Here is a 17025-nt window from a genome sequence, read left to right as displayed (position 1 = left end):
AAAACTCTCTCAAAGTCTCTCTCCTAAAAGGAGAGACTTTGAATTTCCCCCCTTCCCGCGTCGGGAAGGGGGTTAGGGGGTTAGGTTAATCGTTAGCTTTCCTACATAACGTGAAAAGTCAGGTACACACAAGTCTTTTAGAGTTGCAATGGCATTGTTTCGGCTAACAATGCCATTGTTTTGACTGACAATGCCATTGTTTCGACTAACAATGCGATTGTTTCGACTAACAATGCGATTGTTTCGACTAACAATGCGATTGTTTTGACTGACAATGCGATTATTTTGACTAACAATGCAATTGTTTCGCTTAAATAAATTTCGCACTGCGTTTCTATCCCGCCTCGGAATGAATTCCGAGTCTCATAGCTAAAGTCCACTCAAGTAGACTAAATGATCAATTCAGTTCACTTGAGTGGACTTCAGCTATCTGCCCTGAAGTTCAGTTCTGGGTGGAATGTCGGTAGAGTGTGACAGTTTCACTCTGACAAAGCCTTACAAGGAGAAAGGCTTTAATTTTTCCCCCAACCTTTGTAAGAAAGCTTGCTTGGTGGTTAAGTTTTTCAGGAACTTTACCCATTATCAGCGAATCTTAGTGCCAATCCCCCATACCCAATATCGTGATCTAAGATTGTTGGGTATTCTATAAATTGCGATCGCCACTATACCGATGATCGAAGTTGAACATTTAAGTAAAATATACGGTTCCACCCCAGCGATTACTGATGTCACTTTTAGCGTCGAACCTGGGGAAATTTTAGGGTTGTTGGGCCCCAATGGCGCTGGTAAAACTACAACCATGCGGATTCTGGCTGGTTATTTACCGGCAACCAATGGAAATGCCCGGATTGCTGGCTATGATGTCCATGAAAATTCCCTGGCTGTACGCCAACGCATTGGTTATTTACCCGAAACACCACCGTTATATCCAGACATGACGGTGGAGGGATTTTTACATTTTGTCGCCCGAATTAAGGGAGTATCAGCAGGCGATCGCCCCAACAAGGTAACAGCCGCTATCAAACGCTGCAACTTAGAAGATAAGCGACGGGTGATTATTCGCAAACTCTCTAAAGGATACCGCCAAAGAGTAGGAATTGCTCAAGCGATCGTCCACGATCCACCAGCGATCATTTTGGATGAACCTACCGTTGGACTCGATCCCCGACAAATAATTGAGGTGCGGAATTTAATTAAAAGCCTCGCTGGTACTCATACAATTATTCTTTCCACACACATTCTGCCAGAAGTGAGCATGACTTGTAGCCGCGTCGCCATCATCAATCGCGGTAAAGTTGTGGCAACTAATACACCAGAAAACTTGATGACTCAGTTGACAGGTGGCTCAGGGTATGAATTGGAAATAGAAGGAGAAGCTGCCCTAGCGAAACAGGTATTGCAAAAAGTCGCAGGTGTGAGTCTAATAGAATCAATTCCGACAGCCGGAGGCCATCAAACGCAGGCAAATCGCGCTTACCTGCGGGTAATATCGCAACCGGGAAAAGAACCAGGACGCGATATTGCCACAACATTAGTGCGGGCAGGATTCGGTTTACATGAACTGAAGCGAGTTAACGCTACCTTAGAAGATGTGTTCTTGCAACTGACCACAGAAGAGAAAAATTTCGATACTGAGGTAGACTTAGCAGCAGACAACGAAGGAGAGGCAGCGTAAATGGGTGTAGTCCTGAGTAATATTATTGCCATTTATCGCCGAGAGCTACAGAGTTATTTTGTATCACCTTTGGCTTATGCGATCGCAGGCATATTTTGGTTCATCGCAGGGTTATTCTTCGTGATGATTTTGCTAGGGCCAGATGGCATTTTGGTGGGAGTCGCGGCAATAGATGCACAAGGGCAACAATTAGGAGTGCCAGTACCGCCGATAGATGTCCCCTACGAATTTATCCGGGCATTCTTGGATCGCATGGGTTGGCTATTGTTGTTTATCCTGCCAATTCTCTCGATGGGACTCTATGCCGAAGAACGTAAGCGCGGCACTTTAGAGTTATTAGCCACGTCACCAATTACCAATTGGGCGGTAGCTTTAGGTAAGTTATTAGGTGTACTAACATTTTTTACCGCGATGGTTGTACCCATGCTAGTGTTTGAAGCGATCGCAATCAGTGGATCAAATCCACCAATGGCGCTCTCAATTCCCTTGCTGGGTCATTTTGGATTAATCTTGCTAGCAGCAGCAATTTTATCTTTAGGAATGTTTATTTCTTCATTAACAGACAGTACAATTCTGTCTGCCGTTTTCACCTTTGCAGTAATTTTATTATTGTTATTGATTGATTTAATCGCCAAAATTGTCCCTGGCCCCGTGGGCGAAGCATTAGGTTATCTGTCGTTACTGAAACATTACAACACCTTAATTCAAGGCATTTTTGATACCAGCGCCTTAATTTTATTCGCCAGTTACATTTTTTTGGGTATTTTTCTCACAGCTCAATCAATTGATGCACTGCGCTTTCAAAGGCAATAGTCATTTGTCATTGGTGATTTGTCATTTGTCCTTGGTCATCTGGTACATTGCCAATTGAGTTTAGGTAGGAGTTTAACTTGGGCGCTAGTTTGTTAATGATTGTTCTGATTGCATTTATCTGTTCGGTAGTTAAAAGGTTACGAGTATAAGCCCGTCTTAACCAATGTTGAGTTAGCCTACGGGAAGCCGCCCTCCGGGCGTCTACATTCAAAGAGCCTCTCGCTATTTTAATAAAACGTCTATTATCTTGAAAACTACCTCTTCCTACACCTTCTGCTATATTGGCACCGATACTATCTGCCGAACGTACAATCTGTTTACCAATCGTATCTTTTGCAAAAAAATTCCATCCCTCAACAATTTTCCAAATGTCATCTGCCAACTGTTCTGATAATTGATAAAGCTGTAATTCTTGGAAACGTTTTGTTGCCATTTATTCAGTTATCTACTTATTTTTAGTCACTCAATTTTCGTCCATACATTTTAAATTGTCACTATTTGTAGACAAATGACCAATGACCAATGACAAATGACAAATAAGATGAAGATAGTTGCAAAAAAGAAACTGTGGAAATATCTATTTTGGTTGGGCCCGTTCCTAATTGCTGTTGGCTTAACAGTTGGGTTAGTCTCTGAACAGTGGGGATTAATTCCATTAGTATTTCTGATTACAGGAATTGTCATTAGTGGGTTGGGGATAATATGGCAAAGCTATGAGACTAACTGGTGGAAGCGTCGTTCTACCCAGGCTGGGACTAATGCCTTGGTGGCAACTCTGGCAGTGTTGACAATTTTAGGATTGATTAACTTTTTGGGAACTCGCTATCACTTACGGGCAGACTTAACAGAGGCTCAATTGTTTACCCTTGCACCCCAGTCACGGGAACTGGTGAGGGTTCTACCACAGCCAGTTAAAGTGTGGGTGTTTGATGTTAACCAAAATCCCCAAGACCGAGAATTACTAGAAAATTATCAGCACCAAAGCTCAAAATTTAAATATGAGTACATCGACCCCCAAGCTAGGCCAGGACTTGCAGAAAAGTTTGGCGTCAAAGATTATGGGGAAGTTTATTTAGAATCTGGAGATAAACGGCAATTAGTACAGACGGTAAATGAAAATGAGCGCTTGTCAGAAATCAGATTAACTAGTCGCCTGCAACAACTAACAAATTCAACCACAGCCAAAGCTTACTTACTCCAAGGTCATGGCGAACGCCAACTTTCACCTGCTAAAGGTGCAATATCACAAGCAGTTCAGGCATTAGGCGATAAAAGTTTTACAACATCACCCCTGAATTTAGGAGAAACTTCCAAAGTTCCTGAAGATGCGGCTGTAGTGATAGTAGCTGGCCCCAAACGAGGGCTGTTTGAGGGTGAAGTCAAAGCTTTGCAAGAATATCTTAATCGCGGTGGTAACTTACTGCTGATGATTGATCCTAATACCGATCCCAAACTTAACAGCTTGCTGCAAGAGTGGGGGGTTCGTCTGGATAATCGTTTAGCAGTCGATGTCTCTGGCGGAAGCGTCGTGGGACTTGGCCCTGCTGCGCCCTTAGTGACAGAATACGGACAGCATCCGATTACCAAAGATTTCGGTAACGGTAATTCTTTTTATCCGATTGCCCGACCACTGGAAATTACCTCTGTACCTGGTGTTGAAGCTACTCCTTTGCTGCGAACCAAAGCCTACCCCAACAGTTGGGCAGAAAGCGACCTCCAAAGCGAAAAATTGGAGTTTAATGCAGATAAAGACCTCAAAGGGCCTCTAACTTTGGGCGTTGCCTTAAGCAGAAAACAAACACCCAAATCTGCTTCCACTCCCCAACCTACACCTTCACCCCTACCATCACCAACCACTCAAAGTAAGGCTTCCCCCACTCCCTCTGCTCCCCCTGCCTCCCCTGCTCCCTCTGCCTCCCCTGCTCCCCCTGCCTCCCCTACTCCCTCTGCTCCCTCATCTCAAACACCCACTGAGTCCCGGTTAGTGGTTTTAGGAAATTCCGAGTTCACCACCGATGGCTTGTTTCAACAGCAATTAAATGGAGATGTATTCCTCAACTCAGTTACTTGGCTGAGTCAACAGGATCAGCAACCCCTTTCTATTCGCCCCAAAGAACCGAAAAACCGTCGGATAACCCTGACAACCACACAAGGGAATGTTTTAATACTGTCATCTTTGTTGCTTTTACCTTTAATTGGGTTTGCGATCGCAGTTATTATTTGGTGGAAACGACGGTAAAAAAGGAGTTAATAATTCTCCCTCAGTCCCAATGACAAATGACAAATGACTAAAAAATGAAATTGCCGAAAACGACTTTAATTTTGATACTGCTAACGCTGGGTTTAGGTGGTTTTGTTTACTTCTATGAAATTCGGGGTGCAACTGTGCGAGAAGAAACCAAAGAGCAAAAGCAGAAAATTTTCTCTTTTGGGGAAGATGATGTGCAGTCTTTAACAGTCACTACAAGAAAACTCACTCTGAATCTGGAACGGAATCCTGAATCTAGTAGTAACCCCAAGTGGTTAATCAAATCTCCGATATCGGGCCCAGCAAATGATGCTATTGTTTCTTATTTAATGGATTTGTTAGTCAAAGGTAATAGCGAGCGTACTCTATCAACTCCAGCAAAAGACCTTAAAGAATTCGCCCTAGATCAACCCCAAGCAACCATCAATATCACCCTGAAAAACCGACAAAGCCATCAGTTGATTTTGGGTAAATCTAACTTTAACGGGCGTTTTTTGTATGCTCAAGCTGATCCGACTGCTAAACCCGATGGAAATATAAATGTGCTGTTGGTATCTACAGATTTTGCAAATGCCGTGAATCGGGAACTATCAGAGTGGAAACAACCTGTAGATAATAGTCAGAAACTTCCTCCACTTACTGTTCCTAAACCGACTCCGACAAACAGCAAATAATTAATTAAAAAATCTGGCGATATTATTATGACAAATCCGACAGCAACATTGCTGATTTCTTGCCCCGATCAACGGGGACTGGTGGCAAAATTTGCCAATTTCATCTATTCTAATGGTGGTAATATTATCCATGCAGATCAGCATACAGATTTTGCTGCTGGGTTATTCCTTACCCGCATTGAATGGCAGTTAGAGGGATTCAATTTGCCGCGAGAGTTTATTGCCCCTGCATTTAATGCGATCGCACAACCTTTAGGCGCTAAGTGGGAAATACATTTTTCTGATACAGTACCACGCATTGCTATTTGGGTAAGTCGGCAAGATCATTGTCTATTTGACTTAATTTGGCGACAACGTGCTAAAGAATTTGTGGCTGAAATTCCTTTAATTATTAGTAACCATTCTAATTTAAAGGTAGTTGCAGAGCAATTTAATATTGACTTTCAGCACATCCTCATCAATAAAGATAATAAAGCAGAACAAGAAACCCAACAATTAGAATTATTACGCAAGTACAAAATAGATTTAGTTGTATTGGCGAAATATATGCAGATTGTCAGTGCAGATTTTATTAGTCAATTTCCACAAATTATTAATATACATCATTCGTTTTTACCAGCTTTTATCGGTGCAAATCCTTATCACCGAGCTTTTGAACGTGGGGTAAAAATTATTGGTGCAACGGCTCATTACGCCACTGCTGATTTAGATGCAGGCCCAATTATTGAACAGGATGTGGTGCGAGTTAGCCACCGTGATGAAGTTGATGATTTGGTGAGAAAAGGCAAGGATTTGGAGAGAGTTGTATTAGCAAGATCGGTGCGATCGCACTTGCAAAATCGTGTATTAGTATATGGTAATAGAACAGTAGTATTTGAGTGATTTTATATTCGAAGGTAATGCAAGAGAGCGACCGTGGGAAGTTGTGAGATAATGTTTTCTAGCCACTCATTTGTAAATTATCTATCTCCTAATCTTCAATCAGCAAGTTATTAATCCGCTTAAATTCTCTGGTGTCATGGGTAACAAGCGTTAATTTATTTGTCAGTGCGTAGGCATCGCGGCAATTTGTAAATCATAAGCTCCAATTGGAGTGCCTAATACTTCTAGCTGAGATCGAATCATTCCAAACGTCAGAATTCTTCGGTGAGTTCAGCCAGGGGAGATTGACGGAAGAATTCTGAGAGTTTGGTGGGTTGGTTTGGGTGGGTGTTGTGTGTAGTCAGGCTTTGGCAAGGAATTTGGATAATATACAGTTTATCGCTGGGAGAAAGCTGAAGGAGTTGTTGTTCGTGAAATCAGATGTACAGCTTGTCCAAAAACTTTTTGTAGGTAGAAAAAGCTTACTTGTTCATCAAATACTTTCTTGGAGACGAGTAAGCAAAAAATTTACAGCTTGAACAAATTTAAAACACTACCCGCTACCTATTAGTCAATCCAGGGAGATCCAGCCACCATTGGTCAGTTCAACTAGTTTTTCTTCTAACCAGGCTTCAAAGAGTTCATCTAGCAGTCGCTGGCGCATTGATTCATCTAGTAAAGCTGGGATAAGTATCTCTAGTCTCACAATCACCAGCCATTCTCCTAAACGAGTAGGACGCCATAGTTGACCTGGTTTACTGCCATACAACATTTGTGCTAGCTTTGAAGAGATTTTACCGAGTTCGACTGGTCCACACCAACCTCCGCTTTTTGCTTCTGGTCCTTGAGAAAATTGTTGAGCTAGTTCAGTAAAGGACTGCTCTCCTTCCTGAAGTCGGAAATAAAGCTCGTCAGCAAGCCCTTCATCCTTCGTCCTGATTAAGGAATAAATTACTTTGTTTAGCGAAGACTTACGCTTAAGGAAATGACTTTCAATTTTCGGCTCCCAAGATGTGGATTTACGAAAAGCGCCAAGAACTTGAGCAGGTACAGAATGGGCTGGAAACCATTGCCAGTAAATGCGCCATTATTTAATCGCCTTCCTTACAGAAAAAAAATAGTTATTTCAAGAATGGCTAAAATGCTGTAAGAAGCGATCGCGCTTTGTTATAGTCGCCAGTCTCATAATGTCATTTACAGATAAACGTCCTCTGGGTTGGTTCTTGCAGCAGTTTCAACTCCAGCCAGGTAAGCCCGCCATTGCCTCTGGATTGCGTAGCCTTTTTATACTGGGTGTCCCGATTGGAATTGGAATCATTACAGATCATGCTGCTGAAAGTGCGATCGCCACTATGGCGGCTTGGTTTGTTGGAATGGTAAATGTTGACGGAGCCTACCGTCAGCGAGCGATCGCTATGATCGCAGCTACCATTGGGGTAACTCTAATGTTCCTAATCGCAAGTCTGGTTAGCAGTCATCTCTGGTTAGCGATCCCGACCACGTTCTTGGTGATATTTATCACAGGTTTAGCTAGCCTCTATGGCAACGTGGCTGCATCTGTCAGCTTGATTACTTCGATTATGTTTGTGATTTCGCTGGCTAGATTCGCTTCATTTTCTAATTTGTCTACTCTTATTCAAGAGTGTGGGCTATGTCTAGCTGGTGGAACATGGACAACTGTCTTGTCATTGGGATTTTGGGCGGTGCGTCCTGATGTACCTGCAATACAGACAGTCGCTAACTGTTATCTCTCATTGAGCAATTTTGTGGACTTGGCAAGCCAGAGAGCATTAAATCCAAAAAATCAGCAGTGGGAACAGCGATTTTTGCAAGCTCAGGATACAGTCATTCAAAACTTGACATCTGCCCGTAGCGTCTGGACAACTATCTGGACTAGGGAAAGAGGAGCTAACTTACGAGGAAATCAGTTACTCGTATTAATTGAGGATATAAATCAAATTGTCAATTCTGTTATAGCATTGAGCGAACTATTAGCGATCGCATCCGAACATCAACTATTTTCTCGGTTACAGCAAGAAATTCAGCAAGTGCTAGAACAGTCGGCAATTGCTCTGCAAATGTTATCACAAGCGATCGCCAAAGGAAAAAACTCACCTCACTTAGGGGATCTCAATCGGAGTCTTGAAGCATTAGAACACCAAAGGCAAGTTCTGCGTTCTCAAATCCTCAATCAAACCATCAATGCTCAGACAGATGAATATTCCGATCTCCTCAACCTTGGGAAAATTACAGCCAGTCTGACAAAACTAGTAGAGCAAATTCATACTGATGCAGAGATTGTTACAGATTTAAGCCAGGGAAAACAGCGCAACAGCATTGCCCAGCGAGATATTTCCCCGCCAGCCCAACCAGAGCGTTCTACAATTATTGATACACTGCGAAATAATTTCACTTTTGATTCAGTCCTCTTTCGTCATGCGTTGCGCCTCGCACTAATAACAACCCTTGCTGAATTACTTGCCTCGCTATTCCAACTACCTAGAGGCTACTGGATAACGCTAACAGCTTTAGTTGCACTTAAACCTAACTTTGGTGGAACGTCACAGACAACAGTACAAAGAGTCGTTGGCACTATTTTGGGTGCAATTATCGGTATTGCTCTGGTTTTACTAGTTAAGAATTCATTCGCCATCGCAGTTTGTTTTCTGCTGCTGGTGTTTGTTGCGATGTCGGTGCGATCGTTAAGCTACAGCTTATTTATCATACTGCTGACTCCCGCCATCATATTGCTACTCAACATTATTAGTTCAGGTGGCTGGAAGGTTGGAATATTGCGGATCTTCGATAGCTTGGCTGGGGGTGTTTTAGCACTGCTTGGTAGCTATTTGCTTTTCCCCCGTTGGGAACGACAGCAACTTCCTGCACAACTGGAAAAGACAATTCGAGCTAATCTTGCTTACTTTCAACAAGTAATAGCTAACTATCTCCATCCAGAACATAATGCGTTTGCTGATTCTATCAACATGCTACGCCACCAAGCAGCATTAGAGAACGCCAACGCCAACGCCGCAGCTCAACGATTATTCAGCGAACCTCGTCATATTCAGGGAGAAATCGAACCTGTAATGACGCTGATGATATACATTCGTGGCTTTTTCAGTTCGGTAACAACTTTGGCAGAACATCTGCGGGAATTTAGCGGTGAATACCAATTTCCTGAAGTAAAGCGACTTGCTGATACCATTGTCCAAGTTTTGGAAAACTTAGCAGATGCCCTTGGACAGGGACAGATGCCTCAACCATTACCAGCGCTGGATAGCTATCTTGAAGCAATTCACTACCAAATTGAACAGCTACATACTGCTCGGTTATCAGAAATTGCTACCAATTCCAACACTTTAACTCCCACATTACAAGCCGTTCGAGAACAAACTCCACTCTCCACAGAACTGGATCGAATTGTTAATGAAATTAAAGTTCTGCACTGTGTAATTGCTCGTCTGCAAGAATAATTGGCGTTGCAAAACAGTGGGATGAATTGGGACAAGCTCTTGAGGCAGAGTAAGCAGAGGCTTATATCTTGCACCAGGCGACTGGAAGTCGGTCGCAGCTATACAAAAAAGTCCGCATAGGCGGACTTTACAACAATACTTATTTCAAGAATTGCTGTAGCTGTTTTAGTTAGCTAAAACTACCTCTGTCTCATCTTTCGATTCATCTCTGATCTTAAAGTAATAATAAAGATTAGCAACAGTTAGGTCTGGTGCTTGTTGTAAATTAGATGTAACTAATGTTTTATAACCAGTAATTACAGCTTGTTCACTAATATAAAATTCGTACTCTCGACGTAAGTTAGGCTCGAATATAAATAGCAACTGGTCACGAAGCGAATAGAAATGAGATTTTTCGGCTAAACTCTCATATACTAATTGTTCTGGCGGTTCTGCTACATTGATTGTAGAGTAGTGAGTCTCTGGACTATTAAAATCAGCGCTACTTAAAAGCTTTAAATCTGATGAAGGAAGCGATTGTATCCAATCAACATGATTTTGCCACGAATCCAATACTGCTAAATCATGATTTTTAATGCGGATAATTTCGGGAAAGAGAAAATCAAGCTCATCATGTGATTCACAGCGATTAATCACAGTGAGAGCATCTTGACAGATTTTATCTTGGAGATGAGACAAGCGATCGCTCACTGCTGAAACCTCATTCTGCACTTGATAAGTTGCAACAATCACCTGTTCAATTGCCCAAGCACATTCAAGTCTGCGTAGTTGACCAGCTGCACAAGTTTCTTCTAGTAGATGCGGATTGCTGTAATCTGCTAAAGCCGTAAATAACATTCCCCTCACACCATCAATCTCGGCGTTTCTCCGGCTGAAATCTTGCAATTGCATCGCTGAACGGAAGCGGTTCATCGCCTGGATAAACACTCCATACGCCCTCACTAAAGCTATGCGATGTTGTTCAAATTTGATATCTTGGGCTACTTGTTCGATTATTTGTCTAATTTCTACTCCTTGGCCTTTTAAGGCTTGTTTCAAGTCAATAAAACCGTTTTTGACTTCCAGCCTCATTTGCTCTACTTCTTTTCTGAGTTTAAGTGTTTGGTGCAGGTTCACTGCTGTCAGTGCTACACCTGCTACTGTTCCCACCCCAATCAAGGCTGTAGTTGCTTGTAGCACACCCAAGCTAGTCTGTATAGTTTGCAATCCATTCAGTACTGCTGTAAAGCCTTGCTGAGTTTGATACATCTGCGCCCCACTCGTCATTAGATTAGAAGCTGCTACCAGTGGAGATAAAGGGCTGTTGTTGACTGTAGCACCAATAGCATGGGCAATAAACTGCCCGTTAGCTGCATCTCTAGCCATGCTTAAGGGTACTCCATCGCTGAAGACCTGTAGATATTTACCAGCATCAATAGCAGCTTGAATTGCAGGAGAAAATTGGAACAGCATATTTATAGGTTGCTAAAGGCTAATTTTCTTAAGCCTAACTGGTATAAAAAAGCAAAGATAACCGTATTTATTCGGTATATTAATCCTGTCTAAATCTGGGCATACTAAACACGGATAATCTATTAGCTCACAATTTTTATGGATATTTCGCTGGTTAGCTTTAAGACTGTTGAGCTATTGTCGCAGATTACCGGACAAAAACTGACTCAAAAGAATCTCACACCACCTGTGATATTTCTGGCAAATTTAGTCACAGTGCTGCTGGGAGTGATATTTGTAGATGGCACAGTCGCAGAGTCAGAAAAGCAACGTTTACTAACAACCCTTTATCGATTTAGTAATCCAGAAAGTGATGTGCGTAAGTTGACACATTTGATGATTAAGGGAGTCAAAGAAAATCAAGTTTATAAGCAAATTAATAACTTACTATCCTTGGCGGCTCCACTTTCAGAGTCAGAAAAGCTTTTGTTGATTAGCTTTGGCTATGAAATGTCAGCAGCAGATAGCGAAATTGACACCTGCGAGAAAAAGTATCTGGAGATAGTCGCCAAGCACTTAGGCATTAAACCACAACATTTAGTAGTTTTAGAGGCTGGTTTTACTCATCAAACAAATGTGGAGCCTATTGCTTTAGATGAAGTACATTTTTTACTCAACCCTGCTCGCTTTCAAGAACTGGATATTATATTTGTTAAGGCTGCAAGTGATATGTTAGCCGCTCTACCTGCTAAACCAGAACACAAAATAACTAAGCCGCATAGAAATATATCTTATGGAGAATTGAAAAAGTTCCAAGAATATCGCAAACAATTAGACAATTGTTGTTATCAATTATTTCAGATAATTCAAGACTGTACTAATCGTGGCTTCTTGCCTCACACTTTGATAGAGGAGATAGAGGAAATATCTCAAAAAGTAAAATCCCAGCGATTTAGGTTAGCAGTTTTAGGCGAGTTTAGTCAAGGAAAATCAACCTTACTTAATGCCTTATTAGGTGAAGAAATTCAACCTGTGAGAGAGATTCCTTGTAGTGGTATGGTAACAGTTTTAAAATATGGAATCGAAAAGCGGGTAGTCTGTCGTTATAAAGATGGACGAGAAGAAGAAATTCCTTTTGAGCAATATCAAATAAAGGCAACAATTTCAGAAGATGCAGCACTTGGATGTCTGAGTGATGAACTAGCACATAATGAAATTGATGAAATTGTTTTTGAGCATCCTGATTTAGAGTTATGTAGTAGTGGTGTAGAAATTGTAGATTCTCCAGGATTAAACGAACACCCTGAACGCACCGCCATTACTCAAAAACTGCTGAAGGATACGGATGCAGTGATATTCCTAACTAATGCCTTACGTCCTCTAACTCAGGTAGAATGCGACTTACTCCAGGATGTGAGAACTCAACTAAATCATGGTAATAAAAATGAACCTGCTAACAATCTTTTTGTAGTAGGAAATTTTATAGATTTAGTGCGTAGCGAAAAGGGACGTGAGCAAGTGCAACAGAGGATCGAAAGAATTGTACAAGGTCAAAAGCCTATAGTTGCAGGTGAAAACCGCGTTCATTTTATTTCTGCTCAAGCTGCACTGGATGCAATTTTGCAGGGAACTGAAGATGACTATTTGAAAGCCTTCCAAAATTTTACCCAGTCTATTGAGAAGTTTTTGGCCTTTGATAGTGGAATAGTAAAAATTAAGCACTCTATTAGTCAAATAAATAGAGTTATCGAAAAAGGTTTAGATGGGCTACATCAATCAGAGGATACTTTAGATGGAAAAATTCAAATTTCTGAATCAGAAAAGCAGAAAGTTTTAGAAAAAATAGGAGAAGCCAGTGGGCGCGATGTCAGAATCCATCTATTGTCAGATCAACTGATAGACCTAGTATTTGAGCAAATTGCTGAATCTTGGGATGAGTGGCGTGAAGGATTAGGCGATCGCATAGCTCAAAAGAGTCAATATTGGAATTCTGAACACAGTCCTGTTTTTAGCCAAGACAAACTGATTAGAGATTATACAAATCAATTTATCAGAGACTTGTCAAAAGAAATAGATGAATGGGGAAATAAGAAACTTAAGGAGGTAATTTTACAAGAAAATATTAAGTACTTAGACACTAGTATTGCTTATGAACTAGATGCCATTCAAGGCGAGTTTAATAGCCTAGACCAGAATATCCAAACAAATTTTAGCGAACAGCTTAAACTGTCTATAGACGGTATAAATGATGACTTTATGGGGATGGGAGGAATTGGTGGTGGTATTGGAATAGGTGGCGCTTTAGCGGCTGGATTAATAGTATTTACAGGACTTGGATTTATTGCCGTAATTGTTGCAAGTGTAGCTGCTACAATTGCTGGTTCGTTTGGTTTTGGAATGCTAGATTTTGATGGACTAAAAGACCAAATAAAAGGGAAAGTTTTTGAACTAGGATTTCAGAAATTTGATGAATCAATGGATAAATTATCGGATAAGTTAGATGAAATTGTTGGCTCAGTCTTTGAAAAACGAGTTGAATCAGCCAGTCGAGTAATCGCACAAGCGATCGCACTTTACGAAAATCTCCTAGAACAGCAGGAAAAGGCTCACAACGAAACTCTAGAACAACGTGAGGCTGAAAAGATATGGATTTACCAAAAGCGCCAAGAACTTGAGCAAGTACAGAATGGGCTGAAAGTAATTCTTAATAAATGCACTATTGTTTAATCGCCTTCCTTACAGGCTTCAATTTTTAACAAGGGCTGCGATCGCAGCTACCAGTTTGGCGGGATCAGCTGGTTTAGCGATATGGAGTTGAAATCCGGCTGTAAAAATCTGTTTTTGCGTCGTTTCTGCGGCGTAAGCACTTAGAGCGATCGCGGGAATTTGTCCGCCTAAATTGGCGGGCATTGCTCGTAACTTTCTGATCAAAGTGTAACCGTCAACATCTGGCATACCTAAATCGCTTAACAGCAAATCTGGCTTTGACTCCATAATTGCAGCCAGTGCTTCAGTGGCAGATGCGGCGAGCGTCACGATTGCTCCCTGCTGTTCTAATAGAAAGGCCAGAAACTCACGGGTATCAGCATTATCATCTACAACTAATAAACATATCCCTTCTAGTGGAGCATAAAGCATACACGATGGATAGGAGCCGTTTGATAGATTGTGATCTTCCCTTGCTAATTCCAGATGTTGAAACACGGGTAGGCAAACTGTAAACGTCGCACCAAGTCCTTCTCCTAAGCTCTCTGCTCTAACTGTACCGCCATGTAACTCGACAAGTTGGCGCACAATTGCCAAACCAAGTCCTAATCCACCAAAACTTCGGGTTGTAGTAGTATCTGCCTGACGGAAATACTCAAATACGTATGGCAGAAAGTCACGACTAATACCTTTACCCGTGTCACTAACTCTCAGTTGTACCTCAGAATTAATCTGTTCTAAGTAGACTTCGACTTGTCCACCAGATGGTGTGAATTTAACAGCGTTAGAGAACAGATTCCAAATAATTTGTTGAATACGATTGCTATCACCCTTCACCTGTCCAATTTCTCTATCCAAATGAAGATTAATTTTAATAGACTTTGCTTCTGCTGCCAATTGCACTGTCTCTAAGGCAGCTTCAATAGTAAAAATAAGATTAACCGTTTCTAAATTAAGTGCTAGCTTGCCCTGGAGAATGCGAGAAATATCCAACAAATCTTCAATCAACTGAGCTTGTAATTCAGCATTTCGTTCGATTGTCTCAAGGGCACGCACAGTAGTAGCTTCGTTTAATGAGCGATTTTTCAGTAGCTTTGCCCAGCCCAAAATTGGATTAAGAGGGGAACGAAGTTCATGAGAGACAATTGCTAAAAATTCATCTTTGATGCGGTTTGCTGTCTCAGCAGCTTCTTTCGCCTGTTGCCGTTCTTCTGCTATTGCTAGAGCCTGATCGCGTAAATTTTTATATTCCTGAACTCGGAATGTTAAATCCGTTAAATCTTCAATTGAAAACAGAGCATAAAATCTATCTCCATCCAATGCAGATACAGCAGTAACAGTTGTGTGTTGGATGCGGTATTTATCTTTGGATATAGGTATTGGAATGATATATTTATGGAGTTGAGAAGAAAAAATTGTCGGAGGCCCGCCTTGAAAAATTTCGTACAAACGGTTAGCGTAACGAGGTTGATTTAGATGAGGAAAATATTTATGAATAGAGTTTCCCAACATCTTACTTCTCGGAATTTTTGTCCATTCCTCTAAGCAGGAGTTCCAGAAGATAACAATATAATCTGACTGTAGAACAAAAGCTCCTAAAGGAATTTTATCTAAAAGGCTAAATTTTTCCTGAGCTTGTTCAATTATATTCATTGTATTCTCAAAGTTTTTTAAGACTTTTTTTACCTATTTTTGCTAATATTATATTATTGGATTATTCCCATTTCGTCCTTCATTGCAGTGATGAGCGCATCAAAAGTGCCCACCAGAAAAATTAAAATAATATCTCCGATAATTTCTAAGCGTTCAATTGTGAAACTGGCTTGTGCTAGTAAGATTTTTGACTCGCTCTCATATGCAGATAACAATAAATTTTCCAGCGTATCTTCTAAATAAACAGGCAATGTGTAGTTCACATGCCGCTTTAGCACATTAGTGAGTGAACCCATTACCCCATTTATGACAATGTTACCAATTTCGCTTAGGGTACCAATTTTAACCGCATCTAAGTCAGGCGACCCTGGCTCTTCACCTATAAGCACTGCAACCAATGTTGAGGCGCTGTCAGTTGGAAAAATTAAGCTAGCAGTGCCATAGAAAGAGCCTGTAAAGCCTAGTTTTACAGATGCCAAAGCCTCATCATGAAATCGTTTTGTTAATTCTTGATATGCTTCATTAGCAGTTAACACTTTAACAACCGGAATTTTCAGACGAATGTGAGAGTCTACCATTTCATTAAGTAGACTTGCTGCTCGACCAACGCCAATATTAATTAACTCTTGCAGGGCATCCAGTTCTTCTACTGTCACATTCATGAAAACTTATTCCTTGGTATTAAGAACTTCCTGGACTGCCTTTCGCAATTCATCTTCTTTTGGCGGTTTATTAATAAAGTTAACTGCGCCCAAGTCATAACTTTGATTGCGTGCCCCATCTTGGATATCCGCAGAAATGATAATGGTGGGAATTTTTAATTCTTTATCTTGCATAGCTTTCAGAAATTCAAAGCCATTCATATCTGGCATTAGAAGATCCACTAATACACAATTTGGGTTATGGTTATAAACCATTTCTAATCCCTCACGCCCATTAGTTGCTTCGATAATTTCATAACCATCGATTTGCAGAAACTTACGGATCATTCTGCGAGAAAAAGCTGCATCATCGATAATCAAAACCATTGCCATCAGTTTTGCCCTTTTGTGCTTTAGCTTAACAATTCTTCATTTAAGCTAGTTAGCCTACATTATTAATTAAAATAAATAGATTAAATAATAAATAAATATAATTTTACAATTATCAAGAATGATAGTTTTGGAAAAATTATCAAACTCGCTGAAACTATAATGTTATGTTGTGGAGCTAAAATTTTTAATAATGGAAAATTTTAAAAATTTGTTAAGTATTTGAAATCCGATCTAATTCCAGCTTTGCTATCCCTTGCCAATGCAAAATTGTTGTATGGTGAATATAAGTTAGACGGTGGATTTCTCTCAGGTTGATGCCATTAAGATACATTTTGAGGTATAGCTGCTTGATATCGTTTGAGTAGCACCAAGGTTGTTAGGATTCGATAAACTGACGTTAGCATTCGCGCAGTGTCTCGTAGAGAAGCGGGGCGGAACGCACATTGCATTATTTTCA

General features: G+C 40.9%; 14 protein-coding genes and 1 pseudogene. 7 read left to right on the top strand and 8 right to left on the bottom strand.

Annotated elements, in window-relative coordinates:
• Positions 1 to 72: 72 nt before the first annotated feature.
• A complete protein-coding gene (locus LC608_RS37705; RefSeq protein ID WP_374108470.1) occupies positions 73 to 327 on the bottom strand; it encodes a hypothetical protein in 255 nt (84 codons plus the stop codon).
• 343 nt (positions 328 to 670) lie between these two features.
• Here LC608_RS37705 and LC608_RS28765 point away from each other — a divergent pair, with 343 nt between their 5' ends.
• Positions 671 to 1675: an ABC transporter ATP-binding protein gene (locus tag LC608_RS28765; RefSeq protein ID WP_229556834.1), complete on the top strand. Its 1005-nt coding sequence runs from the start codon at positions 671 to 673 to the stop codon at positions 1673 to 1675.
• On the top strand, positions 1676 to 2488 hold the full coding sequence (locus tag LC608_RS28760; protein WP_229556833.1) for an ABC transporter permease: 813 nt from the start codon (positions 1676 to 1678) through the stop codon (positions 2486 to 2488). It begins immediately after the preceding gene.
• Between the two features lie 7 nt (positions 2489 to 2495).
• Here the strand turns inward: LC608_RS28760 and LC608_RS28755 are convergent, their stop codons facing one another.
• A complete protein-coding gene (locus LC608_RS28755) occupies positions 2496 to 2921 on the bottom strand; it encodes a four helix bundle protein (protein ID WP_229556832.1) in 426 nt (141 codons plus the stop codon).
• A gap of 108 nt (positions 2922 to 3029) precedes the next feature.
• Here LC608_RS28755 and LC608_RS28750 point away from each other — a divergent pair, with 108 nt between their 5' ends.
• From LC608_RS28750 to purU, 3 genes are read left to right on the top strand one after another with little or no spacing between them, the layout of a single operon-like run.
• Positions 3030 to 4727 carry a Gldg family protein gene (locus tag LC608_RS28750; protein WP_229556831.1) on the top strand — a complete coding sequence of 566 codons (1698 nt, stop codon included), beginning with the start codon at positions 3030 to 3032 and terminating at the stop codon, positions 4725 to 4727.
• A gap of 56 nt (positions 4728 to 4783) precedes the next feature.
• The gene (locus LC608_RS28745; RefSeq protein WP_229556830.1) at positions 4784 to 5410 is read left to right on the top strand and encodes a DUF4340 domain-containing protein; all 627 of its coding nucleotides are present in this window, start codon (positions 4784 to 4786) and stop codon (positions 5408 to 5410) included.
• A gap of 27 nt (positions 5411 to 5437) precedes the next feature.
• On the top strand, positions 5438 to 6292 hold the full coding sequence (gene purU / locus LC608_RS28740; protein WP_229556829.1) for a formyltetrahydrofolate deformylase: 855 nt from the start codon (positions 5438 to 5440) through the stop codon (positions 6290 to 6292).
• An 88-nt stretch (positions 6293 to 6380) separates the two neighbouring features.
• On the opposite strand, the pseudogene LC608_RS37700 reads toward purU, so the two are convergent.
• Together LC608_RS37700 and LC608_RS28730 are read right to left on the bottom strand one after the other, a co-directional pair.
• Positions 6381 to 6541: pseudogene (locus LC608_RS37700) on the bottom strand (type II toxin-antitoxin system VapC family toxin); the annotation flags it as partial.
• Positions 6542 to 6842: 301 nt separating this feature from the next.
• On the bottom strand, positions 6843 to 7211 hold the full coding sequence (locus tag LC608_RS28730; protein WP_229556851.1) for a peptidyl-prolyl cis-trans isomerase: 369 nt from the start codon (positions 7209 to 7211) through the stop codon (positions 6843 to 6845).
• A 247-nt stretch (positions 7212 to 7458) separates the two neighbouring features.
• On the opposite strand from LC608_RS28730, the gene LC608_RS28725 reads away from it, so the two are divergent.
• A complete protein-coding gene (locus LC608_RS28725; RefSeq protein ID WP_229556828.1) occupies positions 7459 to 9744 on the top strand; it encodes an FUSC family protein in 2286 nt (761 codons plus the stop codon).
• A gap of 165 nt (positions 9745 to 9909) precedes the next feature.
• Here LC608_RS28725 and LC608_RS28720 read toward each other — a convergent pair whose 3' ends face one another.
• The gene (locus tag LC608_RS28720) at positions 9910 to 11196 is read right to left on the bottom strand and encodes a hypothetical protein (RefSeq protein WP_229556827.1); all 1287 of its coding nucleotides are present in this window, start codon (positions 11194 to 11196) and stop codon (positions 9910 to 9912) included.
• A 138-nt stretch (positions 11197 to 11334) separates the two neighbouring features.
• Here LC608_RS28720 and LC608_RS28715 point away from each other — a divergent pair, with 138 nt between their 5' ends.
• Positions 11335 to 13902: a dynamin family protein gene (locus LC608_RS28715; protein ID WP_229556826.1), complete on the top strand. Its 2568-nt coding sequence runs from the start codon at positions 11335 to 11337 to the stop codon at positions 13900 to 13902.
• An 18-nt stretch (positions 13903 to 13920) separates the two neighbouring features.
• Here the strand turns inward: LC608_RS28715 and LC608_RS28710 are convergent, their stop codons facing one another.
• Genes LC608_RS28710 through LC608_RS28700 form a run of 3 tightly spaced genes read right to left on the bottom strand, consistent with a single transcriptional unit; the run spans position 13921 to position 16568 of the window.
• Positions 13921 to 15534: an ATP-binding protein gene (locus tag LC608_RS28710; protein WP_229556825.1), complete on the bottom strand. Its 1614-nt coding sequence runs from the start codon at positions 15532 to 15534 to the stop codon at positions 13921 to 13923.
• A gap of 53 nt (positions 15535 to 15587) precedes the next feature.
• Positions 15588 to 16196 carry a chemotaxis protein CheX gene (locus tag LC608_RS28705; protein WP_229556824.1) on the bottom strand — a complete coding sequence of 203 codons (609 nt, stop codon included), beginning with the start codon at positions 16194 to 16196 and terminating at the stop codon, positions 15588 to 15590.
• Positions 16197 to 16202: 6 nt separating this feature from the next.
• The gene (locus LC608_RS28700) at positions 16203 to 16568 is read right to left on the bottom strand and encodes a response regulator (protein WP_229556823.1); all 366 of its coding nucleotides are present in this window, start codon (positions 16566 to 16568) and stop codon (positions 16203 to 16205) included.
• Positions 16569 to 17025: the final 457 nt, after the last annotated feature.

It is taken from the genome of Nostoc sp. XA010, from assembly GCF_020829625.1.
GTDB lineage: Bacteria > Cyanobacteriota > Cyanobacteriia > Cyanobacteriales > Nostocaceae > Nostoc.
The sequence above is the reverse complement of the archived record's forward strand: the minus strand, read 5'-3'. Positions and strand labels throughout refer to the sequence as shown.

Coding starts and splice junctions, on each gene's coding strand:
- LC608_RS28765 (WP_229556834.1), top strand. CDS start 671: ATGATCGAAGTTGAACATTTAAGTAAAATATACGGTTCCACCCCAGCG.
- LC608_RS28760 (WP_229556833.1), top strand. CDS start 1,676: ATGGGTGTAGTCCTGAGTAATATTATTGCCATTTATCGCCGAGAGCTA.
- LC608_RS28755 (WP_229556832.1), bottom strand. CDS start 2,921: ATGGCAACAAAACGTTTCCAAGAATTACAGCTTTATCAATTATCAGAA.
- LC608_RS28750 (WP_229556831.1), top strand. CDS start 3,030: ATGAAGATAGTTGCAAAAAAGAAACTGTGGAAATATCTATTTTGGTTG.
- LC608_RS28745 (WP_229556830.1), top strand. CDS start 4,784: ATGAAATTGCCGAAAACGACTTTAATTTTGATACTGCTAACGCTGGGT.
- purU (WP_229556829.1), top strand. CDS start 5,438: ATGACAAATCCGACAGCAACATTGCTGATTTCTTGCCCCGATCAACGG.
- LC608_RS28725 (WP_229556828.1), top strand. CDS start 7,459: ATGTCATTTACAGATAAACGTCCTCTGGGTTGGTTCTTGCAGCAGTTT.
- LC608_RS28720 (WP_229556827.1), bottom strand. CDS start 11,196: ATGCTGTTCCAATTTTCTCCTGCAATTCAAGCTGCTATTGATGCTGGT.
- LC608_RS28715 (WP_229556826.1), top strand. CDS start 11,335: ATGGATATTTCGCTGGTTAGCTTTAAGACTGTTGAGCTATTGTCGCAG.
- LC608_RS28710 (WP_229556825.1), bottom strand. CDS start 15,534: ATGAATATAATTGAACAAGCTCAGGAAAAATTTAGCCTTTTAGATAAA.
- LC608_RS28705 (WP_229556824.1), bottom strand. CDS start 16,196: ATGAATGTGACAGTAGAAGAACTGGATGCCCTGCAAGAGTTAATTAAT.
- LC608_RS28700 (WP_229556823.1), bottom strand. CDS start 16,568: ATGGCAATGGTTTTGATTATCGATGATGCAGCTTTTTCTCGCAGAATG.